This window comes from unidentified bacterial endosymbiont (assembly GCF_918797525.1).
In the GTDB taxonomy this organism is placed as follows: domain Bacteria; phylum Pseudomonadota; class Gammaproteobacteria; order Enterobacterales; family Enterobacteriaceae; genus Enterobacter.
Genome location: NZ_OU963893.1, coordinates 3,501,425 through 3,513,545 on the forward strand (window position 1 = coordinate 3,501,425; position 12,121 = coordinate 3,513,545).

The 12,121-nt window shown below is 59.9% G+C and carries 9 protein-coding genes; 4 read left to right on the top strand and 5 right to left on the bottom strand.

Translation table 11 applies throughout. The features are described from left to right. Window positions 1–8 precede the first annotated feature (8 nt). On the bottom strand, window positions 9–1,184 hold the full coding sequence (entC, locus tag NL510_RS16690; RefSeq protein WP_253378310.1) for an isochorismate synthase EntC: 1,176 nt from the start codon (window positions 1,182–1,184) through the stop codon (window positions 9–11). A 188-nt stretch (window positions 1,185–1,372) separates the two neighbouring features. Here entC and fepB point away from each other — a divergent pair, with 188 nt between their 5' ends. Next, complete coding sequence (gene fepB / locus NL510_RS16695) at window positions 1,373–2,332, top strand: Fe2+-enterobactin ABC transporter substrate-binding protein (RefSeq protein ID WP_253378318.1); 960 nt, start codon at window positions 1,373–1,375, stop codon at window positions 2,330–2,332. A 46-nt stretch (window positions 2,333–2,378) separates the two neighbouring features. Here the strand turns inward: fepB and entS are convergent, their stop codons facing one another. After that, the gene (entS, locus tag NL510_RS16700; RefSeq protein ID WP_253378320.1) at window positions 2,379–3,626 is read right to left on the bottom strand and encodes an enterobactin transporter EntS; all 1,248 of its coding nucleotides are present in this window, start codon (window positions 3,624–3,626) and stop codon (window positions 2,379–2,381) included. Window positions 3,627–3,738: 112 nt separating this feature from the next. Here entS and fepD point away from each other — a divergent pair, with 112 nt between their 5' ends. From fepD to fepC, 3 genes are read left to right on the top strand one after another with little or no spacing between them, the layout of a single operon-like run. Further along, window positions 3,739–4,743, top strand: a complete 1,005-nt coding sequence (fepD, locus tag NL510_RS16705) for a Fe(3+)-siderophore ABC transporter permease (RefSeq protein ID WP_253378322.1) — start codon at window positions 3,739–3,741, stop codon at window positions 4,741–4,743. Then, a complete protein-coding gene (gene fepG, locus NL510_RS16710; protein WP_253384974.1) occupies window positions 4,743–5,732 on the top strand; it encodes an iron-enterobactin ABC transporter permease in 990 nt (329 codons plus the stop codon). Before fepD ends, fepG begins: the two co-directional genes overlap by 1 nt. Then, complete coding sequence (fepC, locus tag NL510_RS16715; protein WP_253378330.1) at window positions 5,729–6,529, top strand: iron-enterobactin ABC transporter ATP-binding protein; 801 nt, start codon at window positions 5,729–5,731, stop codon at window positions 6,527–6,529. The genes fepG and fepC overlap by 4 nt, the downstream gene beginning before the upstream one ends. A gap of 78 nt (window positions 6,530–6,607) precedes the next feature. On the opposite strand, the gene entF is transcribed toward fepC, so the two are convergent. From entF to fes, 3 genes are read right to left on the bottom strand one after another with little or no spacing between them, the layout of a single operon-like run. After that, window positions 6,608–10,465 (bottom strand): enterobactin non-ribosomal peptide synthetase EntF, encoded by a 3,858-nt coding sequence (gene entF, locus NL510_RS16720; protein WP_253378332.1) that lies wholly within the window; start codon window positions 10,463–10,465, stop codon window positions 6,608–6,610. Further along, window positions 10,462–10,674, bottom strand: a complete 213-nt coding sequence (locus tag NL510_RS16725; RefSeq protein ID WP_253378340.1) for an MbtH family protein — start codon at window positions 10,672–10,674, stop codon at window positions 10,462–10,464. The genes entF and NL510_RS16725 overlap by 4 nt, the downstream gene beginning before the upstream one ends. 13 nt (window positions 10,675–10,687) lie before the next feature. After that, window positions 10,688–11,887 (bottom strand): enterochelin esterase, encoded by a 1,200-nt coding sequence (gene fes, locus NL510_RS16730; protein ID WP_253378342.1) that lies wholly within the window; start codon window positions 11,885–11,887, stop codon window positions 10,688–10,690. Window positions 11,888–12,121: the final 234 nt, after the last annotated feature.

Sequence of the window (12,121 nt, forward strand, 5' to 3'; positions counted from 1 at the left end):
AGTAGTCCTTAGTGCAAACCAAAAACGTTGAGCATGGTGGAGAGCTTGACGCCGGTTTCGCGCCACTCCCCTTGTGGCGAAGAGGCGGGTACGATGCCCGCGCCGGCAAACAGGCGCACGGATTTGTCACCAAGACGCGCGCAGCGGATGGTCACCACCCACTCGCCGTTGCCTTCGCTGTCACACCAGCCGACGATGCCGCCGAACAGTTCGCGATCGAACGGCTCCAGTTCAGCAATCAGCTGTTTTGCCGCCTGATGCGGGAAACCGCTCAGCGCAGGAGTCGGATGCAGCAGACAGGCCAGCGTTAATGCGTTCTCGTTTTCACGCGCCTCGCCTTCTACCGGCGTCGCCAGATGCCACAGCGTCGGCGTGGTTACCAGTTGCGGGGAAGACGGCATGCTGAGGTGGTGACTGCGCGGCGCCAGAATCGCCCTCATCGCCTGGGTTACCAGGTCGTGTTCGTGGCGATCTTTTTCCGATGCCAGCAATTTATTGCCCGCTTCGCGATCCAGTACATCGTCCGGCTGACGGCGCGCAGAGCCTGCCAGCGGCAGGGAGCTAAAATGCGCCCCCTCTTTTCGCAACAGCAGCTCCGGGCTTGCGCCAAGCAGCACGCCACCATCTTCCAGCGGAACGTGGAAGTTAAAGCTCGCCGGGTTTTGCGCAATAAGACGCTCCAGCAGGGCGCCGCTATCCACGGTTTTGTCAGTCGCGATATCAATCAGGCGCGACAGCACTACCTTGTTTACCCGTGGCGTGGCGGTCAGAGCTGCCGCGCGAGCCACCATCTCTTCGAATACCGGCTGCGGCGGGATCTCCGTGCGTTTCTCCACGTTCAGCGCCTGTGCACCGGAATAATAACGCGAGGACTGCTGACGCGCCGGGCGCGAAAATGTTTGCCAGTTTTGCGGAATAAACAGCGACGACGGTTTACGGGTATCGAACGGAATAGCTCCCACCATGATCGGGTGGGCGATGCCACTGGCTTTCGCGTTCTTAAAGGCCTGGGCTAATTTTTGCTGAAAATGACCAGCCGGATCGTCACCGCCCACGGCGGATTCAGAGAAACGGGCAAAGCAGCCCGACGTAGAAAAACTGCGATAAGGCGACATAAAGAAGAAGCTGTCTGATTGCAGCGTAGTCGCGGTGTGCGTGATGTCCTCAGCCAATGACGTATCCATATCATCCTCCTGAAATGATAAAGGCAGTAATAATGATTATCATTTATATTTTTCGACGGCTAACCTAATCCCACTGCGCTCCGGTGTCAACCACAGAGCGAACAACTTGTGCGACTAAAACTTGCATCCCGTCAGCGCAATCATGAAAATGAGAAGCATTAACTTCAACAAAAACAGGATGCCGCGTTGTGAAACTCCCTGCCATTTGCCGTAATGCCCTTCTTTTATCAGGACTTTTTGTTTTAGGACTTACCTCAGCCTGGGCCGCAGACTGGCCGCGTCAGGTGACCGACAACCACGGTGTGCACACCCTTGAAAGCAAACCGACGCGTATTGTCTCCACCAGCGTGACCTTAACCGGCTCCCTGCTGGCGATTGACGCCCCGGTTATTGCCAGCGGGGCAACAACGCCAAACAACCGCGTGGCGGATGCACAGGGCTTTTTACGTCAGTGGGGCGACGTCGCGAAAAAGCGTAAGCTGGCGCGACTCTACATTGGTGAGCCAAGCGCCGAAGCGGTTGCCGCTCAGATGCCGGATCTGATTTTGATCAGCGCCACCGGGGGCGATTCCGCGCTGGCGCTTTACGATCAGCTTTCCACCATCGCGCCGACGCTGGTGATCAATTACGACGATAAAAGCTGGCAGGCGTTGCTGACGCAGTTGGGAACGATTACCGGCCAGGAAAAACAGGCCAGCGAGAGGATCGCGGAATTTGATAAACAGCTCGCGCAGGTGAAACAGCAGATGACGCTGCCGCCGCAGCCGGTGAATGCCATCGTCTACACCGCCGCCGCGCATACGGCGAACCTGTGGACCGCAGAATCCGCGCAGGGCAAGCTGCTGCACCAGCTCGGTTTCACGCTGGCAGAACTGCCGGCCGGACTGCACACCTCAAAAAGCCAGGGCAAACGCCACGACATTATCCAGTTGGGTGGGGAAAATCTGGCGACGGGGCTTACCGGCGAAGGGTTGATAGTGTTTGCTGGCGACCAGAAAGATGTGGATGCGATTTACGCTAACCCGTTGCTGGCGCATTTGCCGTCAGTGAAAAACAAACGCGTCTGGGCGCTGGGAACCGAGACGTTCCGTCTGGATTATTACAGCGCAATGCTGATACTGGACAGACTGAATGCGTTGTTTAGATAGGCATTTTCCCGCTCTCTCCCCGTTGGGAGAGGGCGGGATAAGAGCATCAGGCCGCACCGTCGTGCAACACAACCTCCTGCCTGAAGCGACGCAGTTCCGCCAATACCACCAGCAATATCACGCCAGCGATGGCTAATACAAAGCCGCTGCTGCTTGCCGAGGCCACCGGCGTCATTATCGCGCCCAGGCCACCGAGGATCGCCGCGCCAATCGCATCACCCGTCACGTTTTGCGCCGTCCACAGGCCATTAATACGCCCGAGCATGCCTTCCGGCGTCTGGGTCTGAATCAGGGTGTACTGCAGCAATGAACTGGTGGCGCTCAGCCAGCCGAAAATCACCAGGCACATCACCCCCAGCGCCCACACCGGCATCAGGCTAAACATCCCAATAGCGATAAACGAGACCAGCGTTGCCAGCAGCATAATCAGCCCCGGACGGGCACTTTGCGCCAGATTACCGCTGGTCAGCGCCCCACACGCCGCACCGAGCGGAATGGCGGCATACAGCACGCCAATCTCCGAGGCGCTCATCTGCCACTCCCCCGCCAGAGCGGGATAAAGCACGCGCACGGCGCTCGCCATCGTCAGCAGCGCGCCGATTAAGGCAATGCCGCCGATCAGCGGGTTGCTGAACAGAAAACGGATAGCCGCCATCAACGATTTCAGCGGATGCTCGCGCGGCTGCGGCGGCGGCGGTAGCCGCGGCAGGCGCAATAACGTCAGCGTGGTGATAAAGGTTCCCGCCGCCGCCAGCCCGTAGTTCCAGGCCACATTGCCGGTTGCCAGCAGTACCCCCCCGACCATCGGCGATAAGACCGAACCCAGACGCACGGTAAGCATAGTTATGGCGCCGGCCTGCAACAGATTTTCACGCCCGACCAGTGCAGGCGTTGCCGCCAGCAGCGCCGTCACCCCTAAGGAGGCAAAGAAACCATCCCATAATCCCAGTACGTAAATCGCCATTAATGACGGTTCCGGCAACATGGCGTTCAGACACAGCCCAATAAACCCTACGCCGCAGGTGCCGCGTGCCAGCAGGATCAGCGTTTTACGTTCGTAGCGGTCCGCCAGCACGCCGCCCACCATCAGACCGATAAACATCGCCCCACCAGTTAAGGTTACCGCCAATCCCACCAGCCAGCTGGAGTGGGTCATCGTCTGGATCTGCACCGGCACGGCGACGCCAAGCAGGCCAAGGGACAAAATGGAGATGAAGCGGGCGATAAAAACGGCGCGAAACGCCGGGTGCGTCTTGAGCAGGCTGAGGTTGAGCAGCCAGGATTTTTGGGTCATTACAAGGCCTTGTCCGGTTTCTTTTATACCAATTCCATGGCGGCACATGCTAACATAGCCAAATAAGATAGATAACGATAATTACTATCATTATCAAATCATGGATGTTGCTATGTCGTTTTCCTCTTCTGCAGTGCGCGCCATTACCGTGCCCGTTTTATTGCTCGTGTTGATCCTTGCGATTGCGCTCAGCCTGCTGGTTGGCGCGAAACCGCTGCCCGCTTCCGTGATTGTCGATGCATTCTCCGGCACCTGTCAGAGCGCTGACTGCATCATTGTGCTGGATGCCCGTCTACCCCGCACCCTTGCCGGGCTACTGGCCGGTGGCGCGCTCGGCCTTGCCGGTGCCCTGATGCAAACCCTCACCCGTAACCCACTCGCCGACCCTGGTATTCTCGGCGTTAACGCCGGAGCCAGTTTCGCCATTGTACTGGGTGCGGCAATGTTCGGTTTTACCTCTCCTTCTGAACAGTTGGTGATGGCCTTTTGCGGGGCGCTGACAGCCTCGCTGGTAGTGGCGTTTACCGGCAGCCAGGGCGGCGGTCAGTTGAGTCCGGTACGCTTAACGCTGGCGGGCGTGGCGCTGGCGGCCGTGCTGGAGGGGTTATCCAACGGCATCGCCCTGCTTAATCCTGATGTTTATGACCAACTACGCTTCTGGCAGGCCGGTTCACTGGATATCCGCACCCTCGAAACGCTTAATGTCGTCGCGATCCCGGTGGTTATCGCCGCCGCCGTGGCGCTGTTTTTAAGCCGGTCGCTGAACAGCCTGAGCCTGGGAAGCGACACCGCTACCGCGCTTGGTAACCGTGTGGCACGTACGCAGTTAACCGGGCTGCTTATCATCACCGTGCTGTGCGGCAGTGCGACGGCGGTGGTCGGCCCGATAGCCTTTATAGGCTTAATGATGCCGCATATGTCACGCTGGCTGGTCGGGGCAGATCATCGCTGGTCGCTGCCCGTTACGCTACTGGCAACGCCTGCCCTGCTGCTGTTTGCCGATGTTCTGGGCCGTTTACTGGTGCCGGGTGAACTGCGTGTCTCGGTGGTGAGTGCCTTTATCGGCGCGCCGGTGCTGATCTTCCTGGTACGCCGTAAACGCGGAGGTGGCGCATGATGACCCCGTCCCGTCGTTTAGTCACCTGCGTCTCCCTGCTGGCTATCGCTATAGTGATGCTGGCGGTCTGGAGCCTCTGCAGCGGCGCGGTGACGCTCGATTTTACCCAGGTCCTCAATGCGCTTATCGGCCGCTCGCCGCGCGCTATCACCCTGGTCGTCACCGAATGGCGATTGCCGCGGGTGGCGATGGCTATTCTGGTGGGGGCAGCGCTCGGCGTGAGTGGCGCACTATTCCAGTCGCTGATGCGCAATCCGCTCGGCAGCCCGGACGTAATGGGCCTGAACACCGGAGCCTGGACCGGCGTGCTGGTGGCGATGGTGCTGTTTGGTCAGCACCAGACAGCGATGACCTTTACGGCGATGGCGGGGGGCATTTTGGCGTCGCTGGTTATCTGGGCGCTGGCCTGGCGCAACGGTATCGACACCTTCAGATTGATTATCATCGGTATTGGTATACGCGCGATGCTGATGGCCTTTAACACCTGGCTGCTGCTGCAGGCCTCGCTGGAGACCGCGCTCTCCGCCGGGCTGTGGTATGCCGGTTCCCTCAACGGCCTGACATGGAGCAAAGTCTGGCCCGCCGCGCCGCTGATTTTACTGATGTTTATTGGCGCCCTGCTGCTGGTGCGACGTATGCGCCTGCTGGAGATGGGCGATGACAGCGCCTGCGCGCTGGGTGTGAGCGTGGAGCGCTCGCGCCTGATGCTGATGCTGGTGGCGGTGTTGCTTACCGCCGCGTCTACGGCCATTGCCGGTCCGATCTCGTTTATCGCCCTGGTCGCTCCTCATATTGCGCGGCGTCTTAGCGGCACCGCGCGATGGGGTCTGACCCAGGCGGCGCTGTGCGGGGCGCTCTTACTGCTGGCCGCCGATCTCTGCGCCCAGCGGCTCTTCATGCCTTATCAACTGCCTGTAGGCGTGGTGACCGTCAGTCTTGGCGGGATTTACCTCATCGTCTTGCTCGTTCAGGAGTCACGCAAGAAATGACAGACTTAGCAGCCCGCTTGCGCGGCGAAAATCTCACCCTTGGGTATGGCAAAAAAATCATTGCCCGCGATCTGACCGTCGCCATTCCAGACGGCCACTTTACGGCGATTATCGGCCCGAACGGCTGCGGTAAATCAACGCTGTTGCGCACACTCAGCCGCCTGATGACGCCAGCCGAGGGCAGCGTGTTTCTTGACGGCGAGCAGATCCAGCGCTTTGCCAGCAAAGAGGTCGCGCGGCGCATCGGGCTGCTGGCGCAAAACGCCACCACGCCGGGCGATATCACGGTACAGGAGCTGGTTGCGCGTGGGCGCTACCCGCACCAGCCGCTGTTTACCCGCTGGCGAAAAGAGGACGACGAGGCGGTAAACAGAGCGATGCAGGCCACGGGCATGACCGAACTTGCCCGGCAAAGCGTGGACACCCTCTCCGGCGGGCAGCGCCAGCGGGCGTGGATCGCCATGGTGCTGGCGCAGGAAACCGCCATTATGCTGCTGGACGAACCGACAACCTGGCTTGATATTAGCCATCAGATTGATCTGCTGGAACTTCTCAGCGAGCTAAATCGCACCCAGGGCTATACCCTCGCGGCGGTGCTGCATGATCTAAACCAGGCATGCCGCTACGCCACGCATTTAATTGCGCTGCGTGAGGGTGAGATTGTGGCGCAGGGCGCGCCGAAAGAGATTGTAACGCCCGCGTTGATCGAGCGGATCTACGGCATGCGCTGCATGATTATTGACGATCCGGTAGCGGGAACACCGCTGGTGGTGCCGTTGGGAAAACGTACGCTCTGATGCCCTCACCCCGGCCCTCTTCCACAGGGAGAGGGAGCAAACCATCCCTCGCCCCTTTGGGGAGAGGGACTATTGACGTTACCCCAATATCTCCTTCAACACCGACCCAATCTTCTCAAACGCCTGCGGTGAAATGATATCCACGTGAGCGCAATCCTGGCTGTACACCTCAAGCTCGCCGACCCATGGCGCCCAGGCGAGCAGCGGATCCTGGGTACGCGTACGTTCGGCGACAAACAGCGTCGCTTTACCGTCAAAACGTGAACTGTGCGCCGTGGTCAGCAGCCGCACCGCATCGGCATAATTGCCTTCAATGACGTTGAACAGTTCGCCTGGCCCCTGCCCTTGCTGTGCGGCGATAAACGCCTGACGTTCACGTTCGATCTCTGCCAGCACCTCAGGATCAAGGCCGTTGGCCTCTTTCTCAGCCCAGTTCTGCGTTTCTGGCGGCCAGGTATCCAGCAGGCCGAGGAAAGCGACCGCTTCACCCTGCTCGCGCAGACGCGCGGCAATCCCCTGCGCCAGCGTGCCGCCAAGCGAATATCCGAGAAGATAATATGGCCCGTGCGGCTGCTGTTCGCGCAGCGTGGACAGGTGATGTTCGATAACCCCGTCCAGATCGGCGCATTGCTGCATCGGCCCGTCTGGTCGCGGTGACTGTATTCCGGCGATCGCCCAGCGCGGGCTGAGGTAGCGTGTCAGGACGCTAAACTGCCAGGCAAATCCGGAGGCCGGATGGAAGCAGAACAGCGTCGGGCCATAACTTTCACGTAGCGGCAGTAACGTTTCATACCCCAGACGCAGCGCCTGTTCGTCGCTCAGTTGCGAATCCAGCAGCGCGCTAAGCTTACTGACCGTCGAGGCGATCATAATCTGTCCCGGCGTCACCTTGCGGGAAAAGGTTCGCCCCAACTGCGCGGCCAGGCGCATTGCCAGCAGCGAATGTCCCCCGAGGGCGAAGAAATCGGCCTCAATATCCTTCACCTCACAGCCCAGCAAGGCGGAAAACGCCTGTGCTACGGCCAGCTCAGTTGCCGTTTGTGCTGCGCGCCCGGTGGTTTGGCTGCTCATTTCCGGTAGCGGCAGCGCCTTGCGGTCAAGCTTGCCGTTGGCAGAGAGCGGTAGCGCGTTGATTTGCAACAGCACCACTGGCACCATATGCAGCGGCAGTTGCGCTTTGAGCGCTTCCAGCAGCGCGTCGCGATCCAGCGGTAAGCCAGATCCAGAGACAATATACCCCACCAGCTGACGCGCATCTCCCCCCGTGGCGGCCGCCTGGTTGAACACGCAGGCATGCGCCACCGCCTGCACGACATCGGGCAGAGAAAGCATCGCGCGATCGATTTCGCCAGGCTCAATGCGCTGTCCGCGAATTTTAAGCTGATCGTCGCTACGGCCTAAATATTCCACCGCGCCGTTATCCAGCCAGCGGGCCACGTCACCGGTGCGGTACATCCGTTCGCCTGGGGCAAACGGGTCGGCGATAAAGCGGCTGGCAGTAAGATCGGGACGTCCCAGATACCCCTGCGCTAGCTGGATGCCGGTGAGATACAGATCGCCCGCCACCCCAAACGGCACCGGACGCATCATCGCATCCAGAATACGCAATCCGGTATTCCATACCGGGAAACCAATCGGCACGCTGTTCCCTTCAACCGCCGCCAGTTCAGGGCCAAATGCCGGATACCCGCTCACGTCGACCGCCGCTTCCGTTGGGCCGTAGAGATTATGCAGCGGCACATGAGTAATCTGTTCCCATTCACGGCATAGCTCAGTCGGCAGCGCCTCGCCGCTACAGAAAACCTGCTTCAGGGTTGTGCAACAGTCGGCGTTTTCCGCCGTCAGCGACGCCACAAACGCGGCCAGCATCGAGGGCACAAAGTGGGTTGTGGTCACGCCATAATGCGCGAAGAAACTCTGCATTGCCTGCGGATCGCGGTGCGCGTCCGGTTCAGCCATCACCAGCTTCGCCCCGGCGATAAACGGCCACCAGAACTCCCACACCGACACGTCAAAACTGCACGGCGTTTTCTGCGCCACCACATCATTCGCGTCCAGCGGGTAGTGGTCCTGCATCCACATCAGGCGATTGACGATGGCGGTATGGCCTACCATCACCCCTTTCGGACGGCCGGTGGAACCCGAGGTAAAGATGATGTAGGCCGTCTGTGCCGGTTTCGCGAGATTCAGCGGTTCTGTGCCCGCAGCCGGTAATAGTGTGTTGTAACTAAACGTGGCAACCGGCAGATCGCTAAAGCGTGGAAGCTGCTCGTCGGTAGTGATGAGCAACGATGGCTGTGCGTCTTCCAGCATCATTCGCAGGCGATCGTCCGGATAACCGGTATCCAGCGGTAGCCACGCAGCGCCCGCTTCCACAATGCCGTGCAGCGCCAGGGTCAGGAACACCGAGCGTGGAAGTGCCACCGCCACGCTGTCGCCCGGCTTCACGCCGCGCTCGCGCAACAGGGTTGCCAGGGCGACAACCTGCTCGCGCATCTGACAATAGCTCAGTTCGTTATGCGCATCCGCCAGCGCGGGGGCATCCGGCGTTTTGCTCGCCTGTTCAACGACAAGTTGCGCCAGCGTGGCTGCGGGTAACATCACACCGGTGTCATTGATGCACGCAAGCTGCTGATACTCCTGCTCCGAGACGGTGTCCACATCGCCGCAGCGCAGATCCGGGTCTGCGGCAAACTGCACCAGCATCGCATTCAGACGCGCCACGTGACGCCTCAGCGTGGCTTCATCGTAACGCTGTTTACTGGCAAGGATTTCAATGCTCAGCCCGCCCTGCTCGTCCGGGAACAGCGCCAGCTCCAGATCGTTAACCGGCCCGGTTGCCAGCGTATGGGTAATAGCCTGCACGCCGTCAATATCCAGTTGATAATCGAAGACTTTAACGTTCAGTACCGAGCCAAACAGCGCCTCATCCCCCGCCGCTCGCCCGCTGTCGCGGACAATTTGCTCGGCGTCGTAGCGCTGGTGACGGCGCATTTTTTTTAACTGTTCGGCGAGGCGCAGCGCCAGTTCCGCCAGCCGTTCCTGCGGCGCGATATTGACCGCCAGCGGCAGCACGTTAAGCACCGGGCCGGTTGCCGTAAGGGCAGCCGACCCCATGCGACGCATAAAGATAAACCCGGCAGCGTAGTCCAGCCGTCCGGTCAGTCGCCCCAGCCACAGTGCCACCAGCGCAAGCGCCAGATCGGTACGCGCTACCTGCCCTGCAGCCCGTGCAAGCTGGCTAAAGGCACGGCTATCTGCAAAGACTTTCAGGCGTAAAATATCGGTTGTGGTCGCACGCCCGGGCAGCGGCGCGGATGACAGCGAGACCGGAGAAGGAAGCTGCTTACGCTGCCCGGCCCAGAAAGCACCGTCGCGCTGCCAGGCTTCGCTGGCGCGATAGCGCTGGTACTCTTCCACTACTTCCGCAAAGGGGGTAAACGGTGAGTCAGGCGTCGGTTCGTCCTTTTTCCACGCGCGGTAAATAGCGGCAATCTGGCGGGTAATGGCCGGGAAACTGAAGCCATCTACCACCAGGTGGTGATAACGCTGATACCAGTACCAGTGATGCTCTCCCACCTGAATAAGCTGGTGGAACGCCAGCGGCTGACCGCTGTCGACGCGCAGGTTCTGATTAAGGTCGGCCTCCATCAGCGCCACGGCGGCGTCATGGGAGTCAACGTGAACGATGGCCGGCTGCGGCAGGGTCATGGCGTCATCCACCCACTGCCACACCTCGCCGTCATCTTCAATGAAGCGCGTGCGCAGGGTGTCGGCCTGCAACATGCCTGCGGCAATCGCTTTTGCCAGCAGGGGCGCATCAAGCTCGCCTTTCAGCTCAGTGTAGTGCGCCACGCTCCAGGCGTTTGGCAACGTTGTAAGCTGTTCTGCCATCCAGATACCTGGCTGGGCGGCCACAAGGGGAAGACGATTCATGCGTGCTCCCCTGCAAAATGAGACGGGATTAACGTTTGCCAGCGCTCAGCCAGCCACTGCTGACATGCTTCGTGAGACTGTGGTTCGCAGACGACATGCCAGCCCGCAGGCAGTGCGCATTGCTGCGGCCACAGGCTGTACTGCGCCTGGTCATTACGCAAAATAGCGAACTGTCCTTGCGGATCATCGAAAGGGTTACTGAATTCCATACAAACTCCGTTATTAAATAAACGGCTGCCAGAGGGTCATTAACCCCTGCGTCAGCCCACCGCGCCAGCACAGCGCGTCGTGTCCGCCGTCAACCTGACGCCAGATAACCGGTTGCTGTATGTGGTGTAGTTCGGCGTAAATCGCCTGATTCGCGCGCATAATAAGCGGTTCGTTGCGCCCGGCCTCAAGAACGATGCGCAGCCCGCGTGCGGTTTTTTCACCCGCTTTAAGTTGTTCAGTGAGCAGGCCGTCCTGGTGTGCGCCACGGTGCGGCCACCAGAAAGAGCCGGACTGACTGAGCACGCAGCCAAAGCGCTGCGGCCAGTTGAGGCCGGCGTAAAGCGAGGAAAGCCCGCCGAAGCTCTGCCCTGCTACCAGCGTACGGTCGGCACGCTCGCTGAAGGACGCGGTGGTTCTCACCAGAGGAAGAAGTTCTTTCTGTACCGCCAGCCAGAAATCGGGGTTACACGGCAGCTCGCGGCTGCGGTGCGCGGTATCAATCACGTCAATCAACACGTAAACCGCCGACGGCAGTTTACCGTCGAGGGTCAGTGACGTTAGCGCAGGCCAGACGGGCATACTTTCAGCCCAGAACTGCCCGTCGAGCAGCACCGCCAGCGGGCGCTCGGGGCTGTCATCGCCTGCGGTAAAAATCCAGACGCGGCGTCGATTGTGCAGCCGCTCGCTTTTCCATTCGATGCAGACAGGCTTTTTGTATGGCGTATCGGGATGGTCCCAGCCAGGCTGCACCGGTGCCTCTGGCATTTCCAGCGCCGAGACGGCATGCCCGCGCCCGCCTCGCCAGCTCTGCGGGTTGAGCGGATCGGCCACCGCGCGCGGCAATAATGCGCGCCAGCCTTCGCGTAACGCCATGCGGTCAGGCTGTTCGCCTTCGAATACCGCATCGGTAAAATCATGCTCCTGCGCAGAGGGGATAAAACAGTAACTGCCGCGCCACCCGGGGCTGAACTTGCCCTGCCACTGCCAGACGTCGGTATCGGGGATGCGTTCAAGAGATTGCGGACGGCTATTTCGGTGATGATCGGTCACGCCGGTGATATAGAGCCAGACGCGCTTTACGCTCGACGTTACCTGCGTGCCTGCCGGATCGCGCCACCAGAACGTGACGCGATAATTATCCTGTTCACGTACCCATTCAGGGCCGTTTTTGGACTGCCACCAGGCTTCACTTCCCGTTGTTAACGCCGCCACCCTTATAACCTCATGTTTAGCGTGTCTTTTTTGTTACAAGACAAAATTTATTGATAATATTATTGATAACTATTTGCATTTGCAATAGCGTAGTGCCCGCGCTGTGGGAAGCGCGCTCATAAAACAACCATGCCACGCATTGTGTGCGCTCGAGGACAGGGCTGCTTACGCAATATGCGGATGACAACATGCCGCCTCCTCCCCCTTTCGGGAACGGAGACCCGGGGATGCGGC